The sequence below is a fragment of the Anatilimnocola floriformis genome, from assembly GCF_024256385.1.
Classification (GTDB): domain Bacteria; phylum Planctomycetota; class Planctomycetia; order Pirellulales; family Pirellulaceae; genus Anatilimnocola; species Anatilimnocola floriformis.
Window position 1 is genome coordinate 3,707,093 of the sequence record NZ_JAMLFW010000001.1, and the last position, 25,950, is coordinate 3,733,042.

General features: G+C 59.4%; 14 protein-coding genes. 12 read left to right on the forward strand and 2 right to left on the reverse strand.

What is annotated here, in order from left to right; genetic code table 11:
• Complete coding sequence (locus M9Q49_RS14235; RefSeq protein WP_254509421.1) at positions 1 to 2,136, forward strand: sensor histidine kinase; 2,136 nt, start codon at positions 1 to 3, stop codon at positions 2,134 to 2,136.
• A 10-nt stretch (positions 2,137 to 2,146) separates the two neighbouring features.
• On the opposite strand, the gene M9Q49_RS14240 is transcribed toward M9Q49_RS14235, so the two are convergent.
• The gene (locus tag M9Q49_RS14240) at positions 2,147 to 2,875 is read right to left on the reverse strand and encodes a hypothetical protein (RefSeq protein WP_254509422.1); all 729 of its coding nucleotides are present in this window, start codon (positions 2,873 to 2,875) and stop codon (positions 2,147 to 2,149) included.
• Between the two features lie 1,033 nt (positions 2,876 to 3,908).
• Between M9Q49_RS14240 and floA the strand changes: the two genes are divergently transcribed.
• The 11 genes from floA (at position 3,909) to M9Q49_RS14295 (ending at position 24,169) form a co-directional block, all read left to right on the forward strand.
• Positions 3,909 to 4,919, forward strand: coding sequence for a flotillin-like protein FloA (gene floA, locus M9Q49_RS14245; protein WP_390844040.1), 1,011 nt, complete (start codon positions 3,909 to 3,911; stop codon positions 4,917 to 4,919).
• An 81-nt stretch (positions 4,920 to 5,000) separates the two neighbouring features.
• Positions 5,001 to 6,695 (forward strand): SMP-30/gluconolactonase/LRE family protein, encoded by a 1,695-nt coding sequence (locus M9Q49_RS14250; protein WP_254509423.1) that lies wholly within the window; start codon positions 5,001 to 5,003, stop codon positions 6,693 to 6,695.
• 51 nt (positions 6,696 to 6,746) lie between these two features.
• Positions 6,747 to 8,213 (forward strand): serine hydrolase domain-containing protein, encoded by a 1,467-nt coding sequence (locus M9Q49_RS14255; protein ID WP_254509424.1) that lies wholly within the window; start codon positions 6,747 to 6,749, stop codon positions 8,211 to 8,213.
• A gap of 127 nt (positions 8,214 to 8,340) precedes the next feature.
• A complete protein-coding gene (locus M9Q49_RS14260) occupies positions 8,341 to 10,620 on the forward strand; it encodes a PPC domain-containing protein (RefSeq protein ID WP_254509425.1) in 2,280 nt (759 codons plus the stop codon).
• A 12-nt stretch (positions 10,621 to 10,632) separates the two neighbouring features.
• Positions 10,633 to 13,107: a DUF1549 domain-containing protein gene (locus M9Q49_RS14265; protein ID WP_254509426.1), complete on the forward strand. Its 2,475-nt coding sequence runs from the start codon at positions 10,633 to 10,635 to the stop codon at positions 13,105 to 13,107.
• A gap of 27 nt (positions 13,108 to 13,134) precedes the next feature.
• Entirely contained in the window at positions 13,135 to 14,487 is a 1,353-nt protein-coding gene (locus tag M9Q49_RS14270; protein ID WP_254509427.1) for a c-type cytochrome domain-containing protein, read from the forward strand.
• Entirely contained in the window at positions 14,488 to 17,823 is a 3,336-nt protein-coding gene (locus tag M9Q49_RS14275) for a DUF1592 domain-containing protein (RefSeq protein ID WP_254509428.1), read from the forward strand.
• The gene (locus M9Q49_RS14280) at positions 17,820 to 19,103 is read left to right on the forward strand and encodes a DUF1552 domain-containing protein (protein WP_254509429.1); all 1,284 of its coding nucleotides are present in this window, start codon (positions 17,820 to 17,822) and stop codon (positions 19,101 to 19,103) included. The genes M9Q49_RS14275 and M9Q49_RS14280 overlap by 4 nt, the downstream gene beginning before the upstream one ends.
• Positions 19,104 to 19,159: 56 nt before the next feature.
• The gene (locus M9Q49_RS14285) at positions 19,160 to 21,568 is read left to right on the forward strand and encodes a DUF1592 domain-containing protein (RefSeq protein WP_254509430.1); all 2,409 of its coding nucleotides are present in this window, start codon (positions 19,160 to 19,162) and stop codon (positions 21,566 to 21,568) included.
• 19 nt (positions 21,569 to 21,587) lie between these two features.
• On the forward strand, positions 21,588 to 22,856 hold the full coding sequence (locus M9Q49_RS14290; RefSeq protein WP_254509431.1) for a DUF1552 domain-containing protein: 1,269 nt from the start codon (positions 21,588 to 21,590) through the stop codon (positions 22,854 to 22,856).
• Entirely contained in the window at positions 22,856 to 24,169 is a 1,314-nt protein-coding gene (locus M9Q49_RS14295) for an alpha/beta hydrolase (RefSeq protein WP_254509432.1), read from the forward strand. The genes M9Q49_RS14290 and M9Q49_RS14295 overlap by 1 nt, the downstream gene beginning before the upstream one ends.
• Before the next feature lies 1 nt (position 24,170).
• On the opposite strand, the gene M9Q49_RS14300 is transcribed toward M9Q49_RS14295, so the two are convergent.
• Positions 24,171 to 25,874 carry a DNA methyltransferase gene (locus tag M9Q49_RS14300; protein ID WP_254509433.1) on the reverse strand — a complete coding sequence of 568 codons (1,704 nt, stop codon included), beginning with the start codon at positions 25,872 to 25,874 and terminating at the stop codon, positions 24,171 to 24,173.
• Between the last annotated feature and the right edge of the window lie 76 nt (positions 25,875 to 25,950).

Here is a 25,950-nt window from a genome sequence, read left to right on the forward strand (position 1 = left end):
ATGCGACATCCCTGGCAATATTGGGCGACGTTCGGCGTGGGCCTGGCCCTCGTGCTGCCGGCCATGCTTTGGCTCACCATCAAAGCGATGGAGCTCGACCACGCCACCGCCATCGCGCGGCGACAAGCCGCGCTCGAGCAAGACATCGGCCTCGCGCTGTGGCGAATGGATGCGCTCCTCACCCCGCTCCTCGCCAAGGAAGCCGCTCGGCCTGATTTTGTCTATCGCACGCGCTACGCGACGCTTTGCGAAGATGAACCGGTCGGCAAAGGCAAGGCCGCGGCAGGCAAACCGCAAGCGGTGCAAACCCTCTCGCCGCTCGTCGCCGAACCGCCGGAATACGTGCTACTCCATTTCGAAATCCTGCCCGATGGCACGGTCGTTTCGCCGCAATCGCCTTCGGCCAAAGATGCCGCCTGGGCGCTCGATAATGGAGCGGTCGAACAGACGCTCACACAGGCCGGAGCGCGACTGACCGAACTGCAACAAGTCCTCGCCGACATGTCGCTCGCCGAACAATTGCCGCAAGAAACGCTGCCGCAAATGGGCTTTGCCTTGGAGAGCGGCAACTCGCTGAACAATACGCTGGCTCAGAACAACTCGGGCAATCCCTCGATCGTCAACAAAGCGTATCAGCGCGGCAATTACGCGCAGAACTTCAACGGCAACGCCTACGACAATGCACCGCCGTCGAGTTACCCGCCGAATGGTTACCCCGGCCAGCAAGGCGTCCCGCCGCCGGTCCCGCAGCAAGCGTCGCCACAAGCGCCGCCGCAACAACAGGGTCAAGGTGGCGGTCGCATGGGCCCTCCCCCGCAACCCTTGCCACAGCAACCAACTGCCTATCCGCAACAGCCAGTTTCGCCGCGACAGCAATCCGATTTCACCGATCCGCTCTTCTCGCAACAAAAAGAAGACGGCCAGCAATTGGCCCTCGCGCCGAACGCCAATGAACGCAACATTCGGCAGCAAACTCGCGGCGGCAACGACATCGAAAATCGTGACGCGGCCCTGCAAGCCTTCACACGCACGGCCTTCAACGAACAACGCCTCAATCAAAAATTGGTGCTCGACACGACGCCCGCCGTCGAAGGTGTCAGTCAGCCATTGTGGCTCGGCGGCCGTTTGCTTCTCGCACGCCGTGTGCAAGCCGGCAATCAGGTTCGCGTGCAAGGTTGCTGGCTCGACTGGGATCGGCTGCAGCAACGCTTGAAAGATGAAGTCGCCGATCTGTTGCCCAATGTCGAACTCAATCCGGTGACAAGCACCGACCCGGTAAAAGTCAGCCGCTTGCTCGCGAGCTTGCCCGTGCAACTTTCGGTGCCGATGCCTGCCGTGCTGGTCGCGCAGTTTTCGCCGATTCGCGTTTCGCTCATCGCGGCCTGGTGCTGTTTGTTGCTGGTGGCGATCGCCGCGGCCATCACGCTGCAAAGTGTCGTCGCCCTCAGTGAACGCCGCGCCGCGTTTGTTTCGGCCGTCACACACGAGCTGCGCACGCCGCTCACCACGTTCCGCATGTATGCCGAGATGCTCGCCGGCGGCATGGTGCCCGAAGCCGAGCAGCGGCAGAACTATCTAGAGACGCTCCGCGTCGAAGCCGATCGGCTGGCCCATCTTGTCGACAACGTGCTGCAATACGCGCGACTCGAACGAACCAATCCGAACCGCCGTCGCCAGCAGGTTGACGTGCAACAACTCTTCGACCGGATGCAGGTCCGCCTTGCCGATCGCGCTCGCCAGGCCGAAATGGAACTCACGGTGCAAATCGAAACATGTGCCGATCAGCCGCTCGTCACTGATCCACAGGCCGTTGAGCAGATCCTGTTCAACCTGGTCGACAACGCCTGCAAGTACGCGGCCCACTCGGCCAAGAAGCAGCTCGATCTAATCGTCACTTGCACGGGCGAAAAACTGACGATCGGCGTTCGCGACTACGGCCCCGGCATTTCCGCCGCCGGCCAAAAAAAGCTCTTTCGACCCTTCTCCAAATCGGTTCACGATGCTGCGAACTCGGCGCCTGGTGTCGGCCTTGGCCTGGCTTTGTGTGAGCGTCTCGCCCGCGAACTTGGTGGCCGTTTGCAATTTGCTTCGGCCGATCCTGGCTGTAAATTCTCGCTAAGTTTGCCGCTGCAGTAACAACCGTCGCTTAGAACCGGCCATCCAGACGGCGTGGTTGTTCTTGAGCACTGTAGCGTGATTGCATCCGGGGCGAAGGAGCGTAGTGCGACGGCTGACGATTGATTTCCGGCGACGAGGGGAGCACGTCTTCGGCGATCATCTCGCGATCGTTGCGATAGGCAGACCGCGGCTGCTGAGCCTGCTGTTGATAGTACTGCGAGGGCTGCTGCTGATATTGCGACTGCGGTTGGTAACGATCCGTCTGCTGCGGCTGATACGACTGAGGTTGTTGCGGCGGTTGTTGATACTGCCGAACCGGCTCGCCAGCGTATTGGTTGTTGGTCGGCGTTTCGCGGCGGACGCGAAGTTCAGCCGGCAGCAGGCGATCGCCTTGGTTCCACAACCGTGCCGCGGCATCCATGGCTCGTTGGCTGTTATGGTCGAGCATGTTCTCGACAAAGCGCTGCTGAGCCACCGGCGGCGTGGGAGCATAGTCGTTTTGCCAGGCGGCGGGAGGAGTCGGCCGCTGCTGCGGTTGATCCATCACGCGGTTCGAATCGGCGCTGAAGTAGACCTGATTCGGAATGACCTCAGCCTGCGCGGCGAGGCGATCGCTGGGCAGGTTACCGTTGCTGGCGTGGCCGAAGTTCAGCAGGTTGCTGCCGCCGAGGCCGGGCAGAATTGCCAGTGCTGCAATCACAGCACCCACTTCCAGCACAAAGCCCCCGACAAACTTGAATGGGTTCATGGTCGTCATGTGCAGGCCCTCCCTGTTCGCTCCGAGGATGGTTCCACCTTCCAGCGTGAGACAAAGCAACCGCCGCGCCAAAGTTTAACTTCGGCTGCACGTTTCTGCCGCTGCTCGTTGCCGAGCAAGGCTTTACGTCGCGGGACTCGATTGCCTCTCCTCTGGAATTACTGCCGGGTGCGTGTCGTTCTTACAACGAATTTCCCAAAAAGGTAAAAGTTTCGTCGCAAGGCATTCACTGGCCCGGTACTCTCTTTATCGCAAGGTGGCTGACAACTCAGGTCCGCCGCGGTTCGATTTTGTAACCATTCACGCTGTCACGTGGAGCAAAGGGAGGGCGAGGATCCCGCCGAGCCGCCGAGGTGGAATTGCGAAGGCAGCCCCCCCTTTCATACCCCCGGATTATAACAGGTTATGCAAACACGATTTCGTCCGCAAGTCCTTACCAGCATAGACTTAGCGACGAAAAAAGCCTGCAATATCGCGCCCCAAATATCACACTTTATTGCCACCAATACGGGTGGCTGCAAGTGAGTCGACAAGACGCGGCAGAGCTGAGTTACCTCGCGTACGAACCGATCGTATCCGCAACACTGCATCGGCCAGCTGCTCAGCGCGCACCGGTAGCGCCGAGACGATGTCGTTTTCAAAAAACATCAACCTAAGTGAAAAAGATCACTCGCCCATTATTTGCAAATATGGTGACAACCTAGGTCATATCTTTGCACAACGTGCAAAAGAAAGCCCGACGCGTGAGCGGAAGGGGGAAGTGCGAGTGCTGCGTGCCCTCGGCAACGTGCGACAGCACCATAAAAGGTGAACTCAGCGAACAGTAGAAACCCGAAATCAAAGCCGCCCCTGCTTGGTGCTGCCGCACGTTCGTTTATCTGGTGTCCTCGCGCCCAAACCATCGCCTCACGGCTCGGGCTCCCTGGATGCAGGCCGATTCGGCCTTCGCTGCTTTCGCCAGCACGCGGCGGAGGATATTCTGTGGGCTCAGGCGAATACAACTGGAGTTGGCTGATCGGCCGAGGAGCTTGTGATGAATTGGGCCTTGTTGGCAGCGGATGGAGTTTTGCCCCCGGACGGAGCGGACGGCGGCATGGGCCGGACGGCGTTTGTCCTGCTGGTGATGGCCGGGCTCGCCGGTTTGATTTTGATCCTCGTCGCCATTTCGTTTGCGGCGTTTGGCAAGGTCTGGTTTCAGGCCTACATGTCGAGTGCTGACGTCAGCATGCTCGCTTTGGTCGGCATGTGGTTTCGCCAGGTCAACATGCGGATCATCGTGCAAGCCAAGATCATGGCCGCCCAGGCCGGCCTCGATATCGGCCGGCGAAACGGCATTAGCACGGCCCGCGTCGAAGCCCACTACCTGGCGGGCGGCAACGTGATGAACGTGATTCATGCGATCATCGCGGCCCACCGCGCCGGCATTGAGCTCGATTTCGATCAAGCCGCGGCGATCGATCTCGCCGGTCGCGACGTGCTCGATGCAGTGCGCACCAGCGTCCATCCCAAGGTCATCGATTGCCCCGATCCGCGCCGTAGCAGCAACGATACGCTTAGCGCGGTCGCCAAGAACGGCATCGAGCTGCGGGTGAAAGCCCGCGTGACGGTTCGCACCAATCTGGCTCGCCTCATCGGCGGCGCTACCGAAGACACCGTCATCGCCCGCGTCGGCGAAGGGATCATCACGTCGATCGGATCGTCGGCTACGCACAACGAAGTGCTCGCCAATCCCAACCGCATCAGCAAAGCCGTGCTCGAGCGCGGCCTCGACAATCAAACGGCGTTTGAAATCGTTTCGATCGACATTGCTCACGTCGTCGTGGGTCAAAACGTCGGCGCTCGCCTGCAAGCCGACGCTGCCGAAGCCGACACGCGCGTCGCTCGCGCCATGGCCGAACAACGCCGCAGCGAAGCCGTCGCGCACGAACAAGAAATGAAAGCCAAGGTTGCCGAAAACCGCGCCGCCCTCGTCGAAGCCGAAGCAGCCGTGCCGAAAGCCATGGCCACGGCGTTCTTGCGCGGCAACTTGGATGTAGCGAGTTAGGAGAGAGGAAGAGACGAAGAGATTGTCTTCATCCCTAATCTCTAACCTCTTCATCCCTTCCTCCCTTCCCCCGAGGTTCTCATGATCGCTTGGCTCCTGCTGGCTGTTGCGCTTGGCGCTGAACCGAGTAAACCGGCGAATGGCGCCGAGCTCGCGCTGCTGAAGACCTTTCGCGACGAGTTTGTGCTGATTACTCCCGGCGCGGGAAAGTTTCCCGCCGATGCCAGATTGAAAACCCCTTTCGCTGTCGCGCGGTATGAAGTGCCGCAGAATCTGTGGCAGGCCGTGAAAGGCGTTAATCCCAGCGAATGGCAAGGAGAACGCAATTCCGTCGAACGCATGAACTTTGCCGAGGCGGAAAAGTTTTGCGAGGAAGTGACGGCGGCCCTGCAGAACTCACAGCTGATCACAGCCGATCAAACCGTGCGGCTGCCGACCGGCCATGAATGGGGATACTTCGCCGCGGCTGGCACGACGACGACGTATTCGTTCGGTGACGATCCGGACAAGTTAAGCGACTACGCCTGGTTCAAGGGAAACGCAGCCGGCAACGATCCGGTTGTCGGCGCGAAGAAGCCCAACTCGTGGGGCCTGTACGATGTGCATGGCTATCTGTGGGAATGGTGCACCAGTGACGCTGGCCCCGTGTTGCGCGGCGGCAGTTGGACCGACACGGCCGATCTCTTGGCCACGGCAACGGTGAAAAAGGTTGCGCCAGAGACGCGCGGCCCGCACATTGGTTTGCGCTGTGTCCTCGTCGGCAAAGGTCTGACGGAAGCGAAGTTCGCGCCGGCCGAACCGGTGCAAGGTGTCTTCACGCCGGTCAAACAACGGGCCCTCGTACCGGAAACCGCGAAAGTCGAACTACTCTGGGGCGAAGGCGAATTCACCGAAGGTCCCGCGCTCGCGCCCGATGGTTCGATTCTCTTCTCCGATATCGGCACGAAGATTTTTCGCTTCGATCCGAAGACAAACGAAACGAGACTCTTTCGCGAACCAAGCGGTCGCAGCAACGGCTTGATCTTCGACAGCGAAGGACGTTTGATTGCTGCCGAAGGAGCGAACACGGGCGGTGGTCGGCGCATTTCGATTACGACCGGCATTCAAGGGGGCAAAGACGGCAAGACAGAAACGCTGGCCGGCAGCGTGCAAGGAAAACGTTTCAACAGCCCAAATGATCTCGCCCTCGATGGCCAGAATCGCGTGTACTTCACCGACCCGCGTTATGTGGGCGATGATCCGCGCGATCTTGATTTTGAAGGGATCTTTCTCGTCGATGCGCCCGTCGCCGGCAAAGAGAGTTCGGTGAGCGCCGCAACCTTGGACGTGCAAAAGCCGAACGGCATTCTGGTTTCTGCCGATGGTTCGACAGTGTTTGTCTCCGACCACAATCCGAAGGGCAATATCCAACTGGTCGCCTTTACGGTGCAAAAAGGTGGCCGACTGACCGACAAGAAAGTCCTCTTCGATTTCGTCAGCGGCCGCGGCATCGACGGCATGACACTCGACGCCAACGGCAACATCTACGCCACGGCCGGCACTGGCGAGAAGGCGGGAGTGTATGTTTTCTCATCCAAGGGAGAGCATCTGGCGTTCATTCCCACGCCTGGCGATCCGACGAATTGCGAATTTGGTTTCGACATCTCGCCGCGGATTTCTTACCTCTACATCACCGCCGCCACCGGCCCGAAGAAAGACGGCGTGGATCCAAAGTTCGGCCTGTTTCGTATCAAGTTGCCCGTGACAGGGCACTACGCCGTGAAACCGGCCAAATGATCTTCTGGCGTGCGAATGCTTCCCTACCTCCCTTAAACCGGATTCACTTTCATGAAACTTGCTGGCGTTATCGTGACCTGGGTCGCACTCTTATTGGGCACAGCCGTTGCCGCCGATCTGCCGCGCAGTTCGCCTGAGGAGCAAGGGCTTTCGTCTGGCGTCATCAGCGAGTTTGTCGCCGCGGCCGACAAGTTCGATTCGATGAACAGCCTGATGATCGTCCGCCACGGTCACGTCATCGTTGAAGGTTGGTGGACGCCCTACGACCGGGAGTCGCGGCATTCGCTTTATTCGCTGAGCAAGAGCTTCACCTCGACCGCCGTCGGCATCGCGATTGCTGAAGGGAAGTTGAAACTCGACGACGAAGTGCTGAAGGCCTTTCCCGATGCGGCGCCGGCCGAAGTGAGCGGCCAGCTGAAGTCGATGCGGCTCAGCGATCTGCTGCGAATGAACACCGGCCATCAAACGGAACCGCCGCGTACCGGCGACAGCTGGATCAAAACATTCCTCGCTCATCCAGTGCCGTTTAAACCGGGGACGCATTTTCTCTACAACACTTCGGCCACTTACATGCAGTCGGCGATGGTGCAAAAAGCGACCGGGCAGACCGTGCTCGACTATCTCAAGCCGCGGCTGTTTGAACCGCTGGGCATCGAGAACCCAACCTGGGAAATGAGCCCCGAAGGCATCGCCACCGGCGGTTATGGCTTGAGCGTTCGCACCGAGGACATCGCCAAGTTCGGCCAACTCTATCTGCAGCGCGGCAAGTGGAACGGCAAGCAACTCGTGCAATCGGAATGGGTCGACGCAGCCACCGCGCGGCAAACTTCGAACGGCAGCAACCCGGCCAGCGACTGGGATCAAGGCTACGGCTATCAGTTCTGGCGCTGCCGCAACGGCGCGTATCGCGGCGACGGCGCGTTCGGGCAATATTGCATCGTGATGCCCGAGCAGGACACCGTGATCGCCATCACCAGCGGCCTGCGCGACATGCAAGCCGTGCTCAATCTCATCTGGGATAAGCTGCTCCCTGCCATGCAATCGGCGCCGGTTACCGCGAACAAAGAAGCCCAGGCCGAACTGAAAAAACAACTCACGAAACTCACCGTGCGAATGCCGGTGAGCATCGACAAGCCGAGCAAGTCCTTCGGCAAGAAGTACGTCTTCAAGGCGAACGACCTGAAGATCGACTCGGTCGTGCTGCGAGCCGGCGACGACGACAAGACCACAGTGCTCGATCTCAAGATTGACGGCGCTGACGAAAAGATCGTCTGCGGCAACGGCCGTTGGGAAAAAGGCAAATTGGCGTTCGGTCCGCTCACCGCCCAACCCGCCGCGGCGGCTGGCGCTTGGACCGCCGAAGATACTTTCACGGCCAAGCTGTGCTTTTACGAGACGCCGTTTTTGGTCACGGTGCAACTCAAGGTTAACGGTGATGAGCTCGAGTTGTCGTCGCAAGCCAACGTCGGGTTCGGCCCGCAGAAGGCAGTGAAGATCGCAGGCACGGCGGCGCCGTAGCTAAGGCTCGGAAGATTCATCAGCGCCGCGGTCATTTAGTTGACCGGCGCGCGGCCGGTGGTCAGAATGGCAGCCAGCGCCCCGCGCTGCCCGCCTCCTTTCCCCTCCCCCCACGAGCGCCGCTGTGATGAAGCCCGTATTCCTGCGCCGCGCAATCCTCTTTGGCTGGCTCTTGATTGCGCTGCTTTGCGCAGCGCCTGCCTTCGCTCAACCGGCCGTCACCAGCGTTTCGCCTAGCGTACTCAAGCCAGGCACTGCGACACAAATCACCATTGCTGGCTCGAAGCTCGAGGGAGCGGCCCGCCTCTGGACATCGTTCCCCGCCCGCTGCGAATGGATCGGTCACGATCCCGCCGCGAAAGACGTGAAGCAACTCGTCTGCAAGCTGCACATCCCAGCCGGTACGTGCGTCGGTATCGGCGGCATGGTGTTCGCCACGGCGAACGGCTTGAGCGATTTGATACCGGTGATGATCGACGAGCTACCGCTGGTCGCCGACAACGGCAACAACCGCCAGCCCGGCACGCCGCAAGAAGTGACGCTGCCGGCCGCGATCGCCGGCGCTAGCGACGGCGCGACGTCGGACTTTTATTCGTTCACCGCGAAGGCCAATGAAAAGATTTCGCTCGATCTCGTCGCCGCTCGAATGGGCGCCGATTTCGACGGTGTGTTGCGCGTGCTCGATGCCAGCGGCAAAGAACTGCTGATGCTCGACGACGACGTCGCCGCCGGAGCGGATTGTCGCGGTGTATTCGTCGCGCCGGCCGATGGTAAGTATATCCTCGAGTTGCGCGACAACCGCTTCAAAGCCAACGGCAAGTACCTGCTGCGGGTTGGCTCGTTTACGCTGGTCACGACGAGCATGCCCATCGGCGTACAGCGCGGCGTGCTGACGGCGCTCGGCTTTGTCGGACCGAGTGTGGATGGACTTGCTCCTGTTCAACTGATCTCGAACGACTCCACTCCCCGCTTGCCGTTTAGCGTAGGGGCAGCGTGGACGACAATTATTTCGAACGACTTGCCGGGTGCAGCCGAAGGAAGCCCTGCTCCGCTGGCTCTTCCCGTCGCTCTCCATGGTGTGCTCGCTGCCGCGAAGGAGAAAGATGAGTTTCCGCTCACGATCGGCAAGGGTCAGCGCGTCACGTTCAAACCGATTTCGCGCAGCGCCGGTTCGCCGGCGAGTGTGTCGTTGAAACTGCTGAATGCCACGGGCGGAATCGTGGGGGAAGCCGCGACGACCGAGAATGAAGAAGAGCCGCTATCGGTCGTCGTTCCCGACGACGGCGTGTATCGTCTGCAAGTGAGCGATCTTATCGGCCGTGGCGGCAGTGACTACTCGTATCGCATCGAAGCCGTGACCGGGCCGACGTTTGCCTTGTCGCTGAAGAGCGATCCCAAGGTGAACAAGATTCGTTTCGCCGTCGGCCCTGGCGGCGGCTTCACGCTCGATGTCGTCGCGGTTCGCAACGGCTACGATGGGCCGATTCGGCTGAGCGTCGATTCGGAGCGCAGCGGCTGGCAGCTCGTGAATAATGTCATCGCCGCCAAAGCTGCCGAAACGAAGCTCTACGTGCTGCCCCCCGCCGATTGGTCGGCTGCCGATGTCGCGGCCCTCCGCATCGTCGGCACGGCGACCGAATTGCCTGAAGCGCCAACCGCGACGATGTCGACCCTCGCGCAACTCCGTCTCGCTCGCCCCGCGATGATCTATCCGCCCGGCTGGCTCGACGGCCTAATTCTCGTCTCCGGCCTCGGCAACGCGAACGAGTTCTACACCCTCTCGCAAACCAAATCCGAGATCACTTTCCTTCGCCAGATCGGCGAAACGAAATTGACGCTGGCGATGCAGAGGACGAATGCGGCCTTCAAAGATGTGCCGTTGACCGTGCTCCTTACAAAGCTCCCGCCAGGCCTCACCGCCGAAGTCAAACGCAACGGCAACGGCCCAGCCGAAACGTATGACATCATTCTGAAAGGCGCGAAAGACCTCGCCGCCGCGCGACAATCGCTGCGGTACTTTGCGTATGCGGAATTGACGGGCGCGGGCCTCGCGGTTGCTTCGAATGACGTCGTCGTGAGCATCGTCGATCCTCTCGCCGTCACGATAACTCCCGCCGGCCCCATCACCGCCGGACAAACGCAAAAAGTAAAGCTGGCCGTTTCGCGCCGAGCAGAAGATCGCGCTGCCGTCGAGTTGAAGTTCAAAGCGTTACCGCCCGGCGTCACTGCGCCGGAGAAGATCACGCTCGCCGCCGACGCGAATGAAATCGAAATCGAACTGACCGCCTCCACCGATGCCACGCCGGTCATGTTCAAGGAACTCGTCGCAACGGCGACCAGCACCGCAGCCGGCCAGAGCGTGACGGGCGAAAGCGCGGCAGCAACACTGGAAGTGAAGAAACCCTAGCGGAGGATGGAAATGCAAAAAGCACCGCTTGCTGTTTTACGAGCACTCCTCTGCGCGGTCCTCTGCACAATTGCGCCCGCGCTCTTTGCCGCAGACCTCCCTCTCGAAAAGATCGAGGTCGGTCAGCCAGCAAAAATCGAAGTCCAGCCGACCGCGGTGAAGCTCCGCGGTGCGAAGACCACCGCGCAACTCGTCGTCACGGCTCACTACGCTGATGGCCGCGTGCAAGACATCACCCGCGCCGCGTCGTTTGCATCAACCAACGCAGCTCTCGCCACCGCGGAGAACGGCGTCGTCCGCGGATTGCAGGACGGCACAGCCGAAATCACGGTTACGGCCGGCGATCAGTCGACGAAAGTTACAGTCGAAGTTGCCGACGCAGCGAAACCGCAGCGTATGTCGTTCGAATTCGACGCCCTGGTGGCCCTTTCAAAAAACGGTTGCAACAGCGGCGCGTGTCACGGTTCGCCGAGCGGCAAGGGTGGCTTTCGGCTGTCGCTGCGGGCCTTCGATCCCGTGCTCGATGGTTTGACGCTCGTTCGCGAAGATCTTGGCCGTCGTGCCAATCCCATGTCGCCCGATGAGAGCCTGCTGCTGCTCAAGCCGATGATGAAAGTGCCGCATGGCGGTGGCCAGAAGTTGAAGAAGTCCGATCCCGCCTTCGCGACACTTCGCTCCTGGATCGAGCAAGGCTGCCAGGCCGATCCCGCCGATCAGGCCCGCTGCGTGAAGATCGAAGTCACGCCGCCAACTGGCCGGTTGCTCAAGTTTCCCGCCCACACGCAGCAGCTGGCCGTGCGTGCCCATTTTTCGGACGGCACGAGCCGCGACGTTACGCCGCTGGCCTGCTATTCGTCAAGCGATTCCGAAATCGCCGAAGTAACCGAAGGGGGCCTCGTCATCGGCAAGAACCGCGGCGAAGCAGCGATCATTATTCGCTATCTCGAGCACATCGAGTCCTGCTTCCTCACGTTCGTCAAAGACATTCCCGGCTATCAGTGGCCCGCGCCGACGACGAACAACTACGTCGATGAACTCGTCTATTCGAAATTGCAGCAGTTGCAGTATCTGCCGTCCGGTCTCTGCAGCGACGAAGAGTTTCTCCGCCGCGCCTACTGCGATGTGATCGGCACGCCGCCGACGGTTGATGAGGTTCGCGCGTTCGCCGCTGATGCCTCTCCCGACAAGCGGGCCAAGGCGATCAACTCGCTGCTCGATCGATCGGAGTACGCTCGCTTTTGGGCCCTCAAGTGGGGCGATCTTCTCCGCCTGACGAATCAACAGATCGGCAACAGTGGCACGTTCAAATACCACCGCTGGATCGAGCGAGCTCTGGCCAGCAACATGCCCTACGATCAATTCGCCAAGGAACTGCTCGTCGCCAGCGGCAGCACGCTGCAAAATCCCGCCGCCAACTTTTATCGCACCGCCGCCGACACCAACGATTGCGTGGAAACCATTTCGCAAGTCTTTCTCGGCGCTCGCCTGCAATGTGCCAAGTGCCACAACCATCCGTTCGAACGCTGGACGCAGGACAACTACTACGGCATGGCCGCGTTCTTCAACCGCGTGCAGCGCAAGAAATCGGCCCGCGCCGACGAACTAGTCGTCTACATGGCAAATGCTGGCGAAGTGACGCAGCCGCGGACCAGCAAGCAGATGAAGCCCTGGCTGCCGCAGCGTGGTGATGTCGATCCACCCGCCGACAGCGACCGCCGCGCGACCTTTGCCAATTGGCTTGTCGAAAAAGAGAATCCCTACTTCGCCAAGATCGAAGTCAACCGCATCTGGAGCCATCTGCTCGGCCGCGGCATTGTCGAACCGGCCGATGATTTCCGCGAATCGAATCCGCCGTCGAATGCAGCCTTGCTCGATCGCCTCGCGAAGGACTTTGTCGAGCATGGTTACGATCGCAAGCACGTACTGCGCACGATTCTGAACAGCCGGACTTACCAGGCCGATTTTCGTCCGAACGAAATGAACAAAGATGATGTGAAATATTTCTCTCATTATCAGCCGCGGTTGCTGTCGGCAGAACAATTGCTCGATTCGATCTGTGCCGTCACTGACTTGCCGGAAGCGTTCGCTGGTCTGCCCGCTGGCACCAAGGCCACGCAACTTCCCGCGCCCGATCTCGCCAAGCACGACTTCTTAAAAATCTTCGGTCAACCCGAACGCCAAACGGTGTGCGCCTGCGAACGGACCAGCGATTCCAACCTTGGCATGGCTATCCAGTTTTTCAACGGCCCGCTGATCTACGGCAAGCTCCGCGACGCCAACAACCGTTTTCGCAAAGCGCTCGCGGCTGGCAAGAAGAATGAAGAGATCATCGAAGAGCTTTACCTCGCCGCGGTGTCTCGCAAACCCACGCCCAAAGAACTCGAAGCCAGCCTGGCCCACATTGTCGCCAAGGGCGATCAAGCCGTTGGTCTCGAAGACGTTTGTTGGGCGCTATTGAATACGAATGAGTTTTTGTTTCAGCATTAGTTCGCTCTGCTAGTTCGAAATCCCGCCATGAAATATTCCCTCCTCACGGCCGCGTTCATCCTCTCGATTTGCGCCGCCGCCCATGCCGATCCCGTCAGCTTCAAAGCCGAGATCGCGCCGCTCCTCGTCAACAATTGCCTTGCCTGCCACGGTCCGAAGAAGGCCGAGGGTGGCTATCGGATCGACACCTTTGAAAAAGTGATCGCGGCCGGCGATTCGTCGTCGCCCGGTTTTCATGCCAAGGACGTCGACGGCAGCGAAGGCTTTCGGCGGCTCATTTCCACCGACGTGAAAGAACGCATGCCGCTCGATGGCGATCCGATGACGGCCGAGCAAGTCGCACTCTTCAAAAAATGGATCGAAGAGGGAGCGAACTTCGACGGGCCCGACCCGAAGGCGCCACTCGCCTCGTACATTCCACCGCCGAAACATCCCGCCGCGCCGGAAAAGTACAACGCCACCATGCCGATCACCGCCGTGGCCTTCACGCCCGATGGTTCGCAGTTGCTCGTCGCCGGCTATCACGAAGTGACGGCCTGGAATCCGACCGACGGCCAACTCATTCGCCGCATCAGCAATGTGGGGCAACGGACGTACGGCATTTCGATCAGCCCTGATGGCCAGTTGCTCGCGGTTGCTTGCGGAGCGCCGGGCCGGCTCGGTGAGTGCCGCATCTATAAGCTCGACAATGGCGAACTCGTTCGCGTGATCAGCACGACCAGCGACGTCGTTTACGACTGCCAGTTCAATCACGCCGGCGATCGCATTGCGACCGCGGCTGCCGACGGCGCGATTCGCGTGTTCGAAGTCGCGACCGGCAAAGAACAGCTGACAATCACCAGTCACAGCGACTGGGTTTTCGCCGTGGCCTGGAGCCCGGATGGCAACAAGCTGGCCTCGGCCAGTCGCGATAAGACGGCGAAGGTCTACGACGCAAAGACGGGCGATTTGCTCATCACTTATTCGAATCACAACAAGGAAGTTCGCGGCGTGCTGTTTCATCCCGAGGGGAACGAAGTCTTCTCCAGCGGCAGCGACAACAAGGTGCAGCGCTGGACGATCAGCGAAGCCAAGCGCACCGCCGAGGTCGGCTTCGGCGGCGAAGTCTACAAGCTCGGCAACTTCGGCGAGTTCTTCCTCGCCAGCTCAGCCGATAACAAGGTCCGCCAGTTCGCGGCGAAAGATCAAAAGCAGATTCGCGAATACCCCGGCGCGAAAGACTGGGTCCTCACCGCCGCCTATCACGACGGCACGAAGCGAATCGCCGGCGGCACGTTCGACGGTCAGGTGATTATTTGGAATGCGGAAGACGGCAAGCAAGTAACGTCGTTCTACGCAGCGCCTGGTTTCACACCGCCGCCAGCGCCGGAGAAGAAGTAGATGAAGTCGCTACGGATCATCGCTTCTTTGTGCTTCACCTTGGTGGCACTTGGCGCTGCGCGTTCGGAAGATTCATTCACGGCCCAAATCGCCCCGTTCCTCAAAACCTATTGCTTCGAGTGCCATAACGAGAAGAAGCCGTCGGCTGAACTCAATCTCACGAAGTACAAATCAGCTGCACAGCTCGCCGATGACTTCCGGCAATGGGAGCACGTCATCACGTTCGTTCGCAGCACCGAGATGCCGCCGGATGAAGCCAAACAACCTTCCGCCGCCGATCGTGCGACGTTTTTGAAAACGCTGGAAGAACTCCTCCGCAGCGAAGCGAACAAACTCGTCGGCGATCCAGGCCTCGTCCTGCCGCGGCGACTCAGCAATGCGGAGTACAACTACACGATTCGCGATTTGACAGGCGTCGACATTCGCCCCGCCGATGCGTTCCCTGTCGATCCCGCTTCGGGTGAAGGCTTTAGCAACACCGGCGAAGCCCTGCAGATGTCGCCGGGCCTCTTCAAAAAGTATTACGCGGCCGCGCAGCAAGTGGCCGATCACATCGACTTCACCCCCAGCGGCTGGAAGTTCGCGCCGTACGCGGCCAGCACCTACGCCGATCAGAAAAAGCTGCACGAGCAAGCGCTGCTTGATTTCTACGAGCAGCATGCGGTGAACTATGAAAAGTATCTCACGGCCGTCTGGCAGTTCCGGCAGCAGCCCGAGAAACAATCGCTCGCAGATTTTGCCCAAGAGAAAAAGCTAAGCCCGAAGTATCTCACAGCGCTGCACGAGTTGCTGAGCGGCGAACCAGCGCAATCAACGCAATATGTCCGCCATCTGCGAGAACGTTGGCAAGCGATTCCTGGCGCCGATCAGACAAACGCGGCCCAACAACAAATCAGAGATTTGGCAGCCGAAATCAAGAAGCTCAGTCAGCAACTTTGCGCCGTCGAAACGCAGGCGATTGTCGGCAACGCTGGCAATGCGCCGATTGACCACATTGATCGCCGCAACAAGACGGCAGCAACTCGCGACACTTTCAACGCGAGTCTGCTGAGCGATAATCGACGCTTCAAAGTTGAGTATCGCGATCTGCAGAAGAAAGAAAAAATCCGTCTCGTACTGCAAATCGCCGCGCTGACTGAATCCGACAAAGCGTTTGTCATTTTCAAAAACGCAAACGTCAGCACGGCGAACAGCGAGCGCGACTATCGGCCAGATGACTCGAAGCGCAATACGTCGCTCTTCGAAATTCTCAAAGAATCAAATCCCGAGCAACTCGCCAAACTCCAACTTGGCAGACATCCGCTCGGCCTTGAGATCGACGCAAAATCGTTCGCGATCTCGGCGGGCACCACACTCGATTTTGAAATCGATACCGACGACTTGCCGGAAGGTAATCAGCTCGCGTTCTTTATCGACGCGCAGCTCGATCGCGAGCATTCGCCCGCCGGCGCGGCCCGAGTCACACTTTCCGAACAAGCTACGACTGGCAAGTCGCTGGCTGAGTTCTCCTTTCCGCTCGTTAATCCCGATCACAAGATTGCTGATGAACTGCGGGCCTCTTGTGAAGCCTTTTGCCGCGTCTTCCCCAACCGCTTTTATTACGTCGATGACACGCGTGGGCTCTCGGCTGGCTACCACTTGATCGAGGGCTTCTTCCGCGACGATCAACCGCTCTGTAAATACGTGCTGAGCGATGATGAGCGGCGTGAGCTTGATCGTCTCTGGCTGGAGCTCGATTTCGGCACGCAGATCGCCGAGCGAATGCTGCGGGGCTTTGTGTTCTTTGAACGTTCCGAGCGAAATTTCATGAAGCATCCGGACTTCGACTCGTTCAAGGAAGAAGATCCTGACCTGGCGAAGATCGAAACAGTGCAACGCTTGGAAGATGCTTACTTCGTGCGTTCGGGTGTGAAGAATCTTTCTGCCGCCGAGATCGCCGCGCATCCGATTCACACATTCTTTGCAGACATTCGGCATGGATTGAAGCAGCGCGGCGAACTGCTTGTGAAGGCGAAAGCTAACTATTTGGCGCAAATCGAATCGTTCGCCACGACAGCGTTTCGCCGCCCCCCGACTGCCGCGGAAGTTGCCAACCTGCGTTCGTTCTTCGAAAAGTTGAGCAGCAATCCTGAGCACGGCATCGAGCAAGCCGTTCGCGCGTCGGTCATTCGATTGCTTGTCTCGCCGCACTTCTGCTATCACCTCGACCCGCCAGCTGCAGGCAACACGGTCGAGCCATTGTCCGATCTCGCCCTCGCTTCGCGACTCAGCTATTTTCTCTGGTCATCGCAGCCGGATGAAGAACTGATGCGAGTTGCCCGCGCGGGAAAGCTGCATGATAAAGACGAACTCCTGCGGCAAACGCGGAGGATGCTGAAGGATCCCAAGGTCAGTGGCTTGGCCCTGGAATTCTTCGGCCCTTGGCTACGCTATCGCGATTTTCTCGAACAGGAATCGGTCAGCCGCGAAGTCTTCACCAATTTCGACGACGCGCTGAGGCAAGCCATGTTCGAAGAGCCGACGCGCTTCACCACCAAGTTGTTACAAACCAATGCACCTCTTCTTGAGCTTCTCGACAGCGACAAGACGCTCGTCAATAAGCGACTCGCACAGCACTACGGCCTGCCGTTCAATGGCAACAAAGAAGAATGGCTTGAAGTGAGCGGTCTGCATGCTCAAGGCCGCAGCGGCATCCTCGGCATGGCAGTGTTCCTCACGAAGAATTCGCAGCCGCAGCGAACTAGCCCGGTGAAGCGCGGTTTCTGGGTGATCCATCATCTGCTCGGCGAACACATTCCGCCGCCGCCGCCCGATGTTGTCGCACTGCCCGCTAAGGAAACCGACACCGGCGGCAAGACGATTCGTCAGCTTCTCGCACTGCATACCGAGGACGCCAAGTGCGCTCGCTGCCACGTCCGCTTCGATGGCGTGGGCCTGGCCATGGAAGGGTTCGATGCTATCGGCCGCGCGCGGAAGCAAGACCTTGCCGGTCGTGCCATCGATAACGTCGTGCCGCTCCCCTCGGGCAAAGAAGCCCGCGGCGTGCCTGAGTTTGCCGCGTATCTCGCCGCCGAACGGGCCGATGATTTCGGCAAGACGCTGAGTCACAAGTTGCTCGGTTATGCCCTCGGCCGATCGCTGCAACTTTCCGATCAACCGCTGCTCGACCAGTTGCAGGAAAATCTGCGGAAAAACGGCTATCGATCTGATACGCTGATGGAAACGATTGTCACCAGCCCGCAGTTTCGCACCCAGCGATGCCGCGATTTTTCCCTCGCCGCCTTCCGCGATCGCAACGCCCCCCGCCCCAATCCTGCCTCCGGAGCCAAGCCATGATCAACAAGAACGGAATCTCGCGCCGATTGCTGCTCCAAGGTTTAGGCGCCGCGATCGCGCTCCCCTGGCTCGAGTCAGGCCGCCATCTGCTCGGCGCCGAATCGCCGAAGAAGCCGACGCAGCGTTTCGCTTGCATGTTCATCGGCGACGGCATTTCGCCGCCGCACTGGTGGGCCAAGGGTTCCGGCGCGAACATGGAGCTCGGTTCCAGTCTCGCCTCACTCGAAAAGCACAAGTCGCAGCTCAACGTCATCAACGGTTTGTTCAACAAGCACGCCGGCGGCGGTCACGCGCGCTGCGCGGGCAACATTCTTTCTGGCGAAGCGCTGCTGCGTGGCCGCCTCATTCGCGGCGCGGTGAGCATGGATCAGCGACTCGCGAAAAAGTGGGAAGACGAAACAGCCCTCTCGAGCCTCGTGCTCGGCTGCGAACAGCCGGTCGCCGGGTTTCACGAGAGCGAATACTCGATGGTGTACGCCTCGCACATTTCCTGGAGCAACCCCGACTCGCCGATTCCGATCGAGCTCCATCCTTCGCTCGCATTCGACAGCCTGTTCGGCGGCCAATCGAGCACGCTGCAAACCAGCATTCTCGACGATGTGCTCGAGCAAGCGACCAGCCTCCGCAATCAGGTTAGCCGATCGGATCAGGTGAAGCTCGACGAATACCTCAGCAGCGTCCGCGAAACCGAGCAACGGCTGCAACGCCTCAACAAATTTGCCGCGGAAGAAAACAACCAGCCAACCTCCGCGCAGCGCCCACCGGCTGGTCAGCCGAAGGACTTTCGCGAGTACTCGCGATTGATGTGCGACATCATCGCGCTCGCGTTTCAAACCGACCGTACCCGCATTGCCACGCTGCTCCTCTCGCGCGATTTGTCGGGTCAGGTTTATCCTTATCTCAACATCAAGGACGACCACCACAGCTATTCGCACAGCAACGAAGCCAAGGAATATCAGGGCATCGTCAAGACGCACGTCGAGCAGTACGCCTATCTCGTCGATCGTCTTGCGAATATGCATGAGGGTGACGGCACGGTGCTAGACAATAGCTGCCTGATGTTTGTCTCCGAGCATTGGAATGCCCACAATTCCAATCAGGTGCCGTTGCTCCTCGCGGGCGGCCTGGGAGGCACGTTGCAGACCGGCCGCACGCACGATTTCCTCAATGCGGGAAATGAAAAGCGGAAACTCTGCAGCCTGTATCTATCGCTGATGGACCGCATGGGTCTCGAGCTGAAGGAATTCGGTGACGCGAAAGAACGTCTGGCGGGGATCTAGGAAGGCAGAAGTAAGAAGGCAGAACGCAGAAGTGAATCGCTGGGCGGAGCGGCACGATGGCACGTCTTTTTTATGCGGCGGTGATCGTTCTGCTGATAGGTTGCACTTCGCTAGCCGCTGCGGATGACGCGCAACGTTTTCACGCAGAATTTCAGCCGTTCCTCTCGAAGCACTGCGTCGCTTGCCATCGGGGCGACAAGCCCAAGGGGAATCTGGATCTCGAAAAGCTGTCGCTTGATCTCGCCGATGACAAGGCTCGCGGCCAATGGACGGCCGTAGTCGAACGACTTGACGCCGGCGACATGCCGCCCGCAGACAAGCCTCGGCCTGATGCGCAGGAAGTGAAGAAACTAACGGCATGGTTGTCGCCGCGAATCGCCACGGCAGAGACTGCGGCCCGGGCCGCCCAAGGACGCGTGGTCGTTCGCCGTTTGAACCGGAGCGAGTATGAGAACACGGTGCGCGATCTGCTCGGGGTGCAGGTGAACCTCAAGGATCAGCTGCCGCTCGATTCCGCTGCCGATGGGTTTGATAACGCCGGCGCGGCCCATCACACGTCGTCGTTTCTAATGGAAAAGTACCTGGAAGCCGCCGATGTCGCGCTCAACATGGCGATCAGCAACCGCCCCAAACCGCCAGCGCTGATCAGCAAACGCTACAGCATCAAGGACGGCCATCCGGTGAAGAACACGACGGAGGACGTCTATCGCTTTCTGGACGATGGCGAGGTCGTCTGCTTCTGCTCATCGGATTGGCACAACGTCAGCGCGTCGACCTTTTATCCACAGGACGGCGGCAACTACCTCTTTCGCATTTCCGCCTCGGCGATTCAGAGCAACGACAAACCCGTCACCTTCCGCGTTACCGCTAGCGGCACGCGCCTAACCGGCCTGAGTGGTCTGGTGAGTTATTTTGATGCTCCACCGGGCGCGCCGAAAGTGTTTGAATTCACGCGGCACATGGAGCCGCGGACGACGATCTCGCTGTTGCCCTATGGTCTCGCCGGCGCAAACACTGTCAAGCAAACGGGCAGCGCGAAGTGGGAAGGGCCCGGTTTGGCGGTTCAATATATCGAGATCGAAGGACCGTTGAATGAAAGCTGGCCGCCGCTGAGCCATAAGGATTTGCTCGGCCAACTCGCGCAAAAGACGTTTAAAATTTACAACTTCAGCGATCGAGTCGAAGTCGTTTCCGAACAGCCGCTAGTCGATGCCGAACGGATTCTGAAGAAATTCACTCGCCGTGCCTTTCGCCGCACAGTTACGACAGAGGACATCGCACCGTACCTGACGATCGTGCAGACGAAGCTCGACGGAGGTTACACGTTCGAACAAGCCCTGCGAGCCGCACTCAAAGGAGTGCTGATTGCGCCAAACTTTTTGTTCTTGCGCGAGAAGCCAGGCCGGCTCGATGACTTCGCGCTGGCTAGCCGGTTGTCGTATTTTCTCTGGAGCACGATGCCGGATGAGGAACTGTTCGCGCTCGCGGAACAGCAGAAACTGCATCAGCCCGAGGTACTGCGCGAACAAGTCGAGCGGCTGCTCGCCAGTCCGAAAGCCCAAGCGTTCACTGCAAACTTTGTCGGCCAATGGCTGGGCCTGCGCGAAATCGACGCGACCGAACCAAGCCACATCCTTTATCCGGAGTTCGATCATCTGCTGAAAGTTTCGATGATTCGCGAAACGGAGTTGTTCTTCGACGAGTTGCTGAAGAACGATTTGAGCATCACGAATTTCGTGGCCAGCGATTTCACCATGCTCAACGGCCGCCTGGCGAAGCACTACGGCATTCCCGATGTCGTCGGCTGGGAATTCAAAAAGACCACGCTGCCGCCGGAGAGTCATCGCGGCGGGGTGCTGACCATGGCTAGCGTACTAAAAGTCACCGCCAACGGCACGACGACGTCGCCGGTGCTGCGCGGCGCTTGGGTGCTCGATCGCATCCTCGGCCAGCCGTCTCCGCCGCCGCCCGACAACGTCTCTGCCATCGATCCCGACATCCGTGGCGCGACGACCATTCGCGAGCAACTCGCCAAGCATCGCTCGACCGAGTCTTGCGGCGTCTGTCACCGCCAGATTGATCCACCGGGCTTTGCGCTCGAAAGTTTCGACTGCATCGGCGGCTGGCGTGACTGGTATCGAGTCACCGGCAACGGCGCCCCGGTCACGGTCGACGGTCGGCGCATGGCTTATCACAAGGGCAAATCCGTCGATCCCAGCGATGTGATGCCGGGCGGCGAGAAGTTTGACAATGTCGATCAGTTCAAACAGTTGCTTTTAAAGGATAAATCGCAACTCGCGCGAGCGCTCACGAACAAATTGGTGACGTATGCCACGGGCCGCGCGCCGCAACCGACTGATCGACCTGCCGTGGATGCGATTGTGCAGAAGATTGCTGCAAAGGACTACGGCTTGCGCTCGCTGGTGAATGAAATTGTGCAGAGCGAGATTTTTCAGGTGAAGTGAGATAAACGAGAACCCTGCCATGAAACTCCATCGCCGAACTCTCCTCCGCGCCGCCGGCGTTGCTGTTGCGTTGCCGCTGTTTGATGCGATCGTGCCGAAGCGAGCGAGGGGTGAGGATAAGAAGAACACGCCGCGGCGGATGGTTTGCATCAATACGCCGCTGGGCGTGCATCCAGCTTATTTTTTCCCGAAGGATACCGGGCGCGATTACGAGTTGTCGCCGTATCTGGAAGTTTTCAAGGAGTTTCGCGAGCAGTTCACGGTCATTTCTGGATTGTCGCATCCTGATGTGGGGCCGAGTCACGATTCGAACCAGAGTTTTTTGACGTCGGCGCCTCACCCCGAACGGCGGGCCGGTTTCAAAAACAGCATTTCGCTCGATCAGTTTGCTGCCGCGCATTTGTATGGGCAAACGCGGTTCGCCACGTTGCCTTTGTCTTGCGAAGGATCGGGGCTCGCCTGGACGAAGAGCGGTGCCCCGGTGCCAACCGAAGATCGGCCGTCGGGCGTGTTCGCCAAGTTATTTCTCGAAGGGCGGCCCGATGAAGTGCAGGCTCAGGCGCGACGACTCGCCGATGGCCAAAGCGTACTTGATGCGGTGCGCGACCAGGCGAAGAAGTTGGAGAGAAACATCGGCGCCGGCGACCGCGAAAAGCTCGATGAGTATTTCACCAGCGTTCGCGAACTCGAGCAGCGTCTCGCGCAGGCTGAGATGTGGTCGAAGCGACCGAAGCCCAAGGTCAATGCCAAGCAGCCGACCGATGTACGCAACAGCGCCGACTTGATCGGCAAGTCGCGGGTTTGGTTCGATCTGATTCATCTCGCGCTGCAGACAGATTCTTCACGCCTCGTCACGCTGCAACTGCTCGGCACCAGCAGCGTGCCGCCGATTCAAGGTGTGAGCCAGGGACATCACGACCTGTCGCATCATGGCCAGGATCCGCAGAAGATCGCGCAGCTGAAAGTGCTGGAGCTGGAAAAGATGCGGACGCTGCTGACGTTCTTTCAGCAACTGCGCGATACGAAGGAAGACGGCGAAAGCTTGCTCGACCGCACGGTCGTTTTCTTCAGCAGCAACCTGGCCGATGCCAGCAAACACAGCGTAAAGAATATGCCGGTGCTGCTCGCCGGCGGCAATTTCAACCACGGCCAGCATTTGGCCTTTGATGAAAACAAAGATCCGCCGCTCTCCAATTTGTTCGTCAGTATGCTGCAGCAAGTGGGAATTCCCGCCGACAAGTTCGGCAGCAGCACCGGCACGCTGACCGGGTTGGAGATTCGCGGCTAATGTGGTTCGTCGTGTTGCTTTTGATTTGCGGGCAGGATGCGAGTTCCGCAGCCGCGCCGGACAAGCGAATCGCCGCTGCCACAGAACTGACGGCCAATCTCACGGCCGGCAAGTTCGACGAAGTCACGTCGCAGTTCAATCTCACCATGCGACTGCTCCTCCCCGCCGTGCAGATCCGCGCGGTCTGGGAAGGGACCGCCAATGCGTATGGCAAATTTCAGAAAATCGGCGGCACGCGCGCGACAGAGGCCGACGGTTATTTCATTGTGTTCGTGACGCTGGAGTTCGCCCGCGGCAAGCTCGATGCGAAAGTTGTCTACGACAAGAACGACCGCGTAAGTGGTTTGTTCTTCGTGCCGCATGGCAAGTATCAACGGCCCGAGTATGTTCGCGCGGATTCATTTGACGAAATGGAAGTCAAAGTCGGGCAGAGCCTGTTCACGCTTCCCGGCACGCTGTCGCTGCCCAAAGGCGAAGGGCCGTTTCCCGCGGTAGTCTTGGTGCATGGCTCCGGCCCCAATGATCGCGATGAATCGTTCGGCCCGAACAAGCCGTTCAAAGACATTGCGCAGGGCCTCGCTTCGCGCGGCATCGCGGTGCTGCGTTACGAGAAGCGAACGCGGCAGCATCCGCTGAATATGCTGTTGCTCGGCAACAAGTTGACCGTCAAAGAAGAAACGATCGACGATGCCGCCGCAGCCGTCGATTTGCTAAGAGCGCACGACAAGCTCCACAAGAAGCGGATATTCGTTCTCGGGCACAGCCTCGGCGGCATGCTCCTGCCGCGCATCGCCGAGGCGAATAAGAACATCGCGGGCTTCATCAGCCTGGCCGGCGCAACTCGTCCGCTCGAAGACATCATTCTCGAACAGACGAATTATCTGTTGTCGCTCGATGGACCGCCGACAGCGGAAATGAAAAAAGAGATCGAAAAGATCGAACGGCAAATCGCCACGGCGAAATCCGCCGACCTCACGCTGCAAACGCCGAGCAGCGACTTGCCGCTCGGTATTCCGGCCGGATATTGGCTCGACCTACGCAACTACGATCCGGCGGCTGCGGCGAAAAAGATCGATAAGCCGTTTCTCATCTTGCAAGGCGAACGGGATTATCAGGTAACAATGTCCGACTTCGCGCGCTGGCGCGATGCGCTCGCTGACCGAGCAGATGCAGAATTCATCAGCTATCAGGCGCTCAACCATCTCTTTCTCGCCGGCGAAGGCAAAAGCAGCGCGGTTGAGTATCTCACGCCCGGAAACGTCGCGCCACAGGTCGTCGCAGATATTGCAAAGTGGATCGACGAGACCAGGTAGCTTAGGTCCGGAACAACTCGAAGTTATATCGCGGCTTAAGCTTTTCGATGAACTTACTTTGATAGCCGAGTAAGTCGCGTTTGTCGCCGCCTGTCTGGCAGTAGCTGAAACTAAGGGTTTGCTTCTTTTTGCTGTCGAGCAGGGTTTCCCAAACCGACATCGAGTTCTTTTGAAAGCTGGCTTGCACTCGCCCTTGCAGGTTCAACGCTTCACCGACGTAGAGCGATTCGCGGTCGGTCTGCACGACAAAAATCCCGCCCGCGTCCGGCAGCGAGATTTTGCGAACTTCATTGAGCGCCATTGCTTTGCTGAGGCGGCCGATCTTCAGCAACTGAGCTCGCGTACGAGCGTTTTTTGCCTCTTTACGGAGCTTGAGGGCGGCGAGACGATAGTTCACCGTCTGAGCGTCCGGCGCAAAGCGAACTGCGATCGCATCGAACTGCGCGGCTAGTTGCGGGTCGCACAGGATTTCATCAAGGCTCTCGGCGCCGGCATCCATCATCTGCTTCAGCGCAATCTCGCTCGCAAAGCTAACGCGATCGAAATCTTCCCAGGACAGTTCCGAACGTTTTGCCGTTTTGATCTCCGCGAGCTTGCCGGCCTTCCGCAAGTTGAACAGGTAATGATTCCAGTCGCGTTCGCTCCCCGGCAAAGCAATGGCTCGGCAACGAGCGGCGAAAGCTGCATTCAATTCTGGATCGGCGACAACTCGATCAGCCGAATAACCGTCGCAGGCCGCTGCAAAAGCTTCGATCAAACCACGTTCGGCAATTGCGAGCGAGCGCGTTTCCGCATTGGCTTCCGCCTCGGCAAAGACCGCCGGCACACCGTTCTTTTTCTTCTTCGGACTCGAGCGCTGCGATTTTGAAACCGTCGAGGGCGCACTCATCAGCGGCTCGGCGTCGCCATCGAGCCGATCGCCGACGCGAATGCCGGCGAGTCGCGATTCGCCGCGCTCTACGTATTCCGGCGAGAGATCAAAGCCGAGGTAACGACGCCCCAACTTCTTTGCGACGGCGAGCGTAGTCGCGCTGCCGCTGAAGGGGTCGACGACGAGTTCGCCAGAATTCGAGCAGACGCGAATGATCCGGCCGAGCAGTTGCTCCGGCATCTGGCAGCCATGGAATCCGGCCCGCTCTTTAAACGTGCCGGCCACGCGCGGAATGTACCAGGTATCTTCGCCGGCCGTGAAACCAGCCGAGTCTTGCGGTCGCAAAATCCAAGTGTCGTCTGGCAAACGGCCGTTGGGATTGCCGCGGCTGTCGTTGTAAACGAGTTGCCGCGCAGAAGGGATGCGATTCTCGAGTTCGTCGGCGCGGAAGGTGAACTTCGCGCGATCCTTGACGAAGTAAAACAGGTGAGCGTGCGAGCGGGTGAACTTCTGTTTGCAATTCACGCCAAAGGTGTAGTACCAGATGACCCAGCTGCGCGTGTGAAAGCCAATCTCCTGGCTGATGATCTTGAGCTCGGCGGCATATTCATCGCCGATCGCCAACCAGAACGAGCCGTCGGGCTTGAGTGCGCGATGGACCGCGCCGATCCACTGCTTCGACCAGGCGAGATAGGCCTCGTGCTCCTGGCGGTCGTGATAAACGTCGTAGTCGTAGCCGATGTTGAACGGCGGATCGGCAAAAACCAGGTCGACCGAGCCAGCCGCCAGCGCCCGCATTCCGGCGACGCAATCACCCAACACGACCGAATTCATGCTTCCATTCCCGCATCTTGCTAGCACCCTAGTCGAAAGATGGATTTTAGCGGGTAAAGCGGGTCTGCGCGAGGGG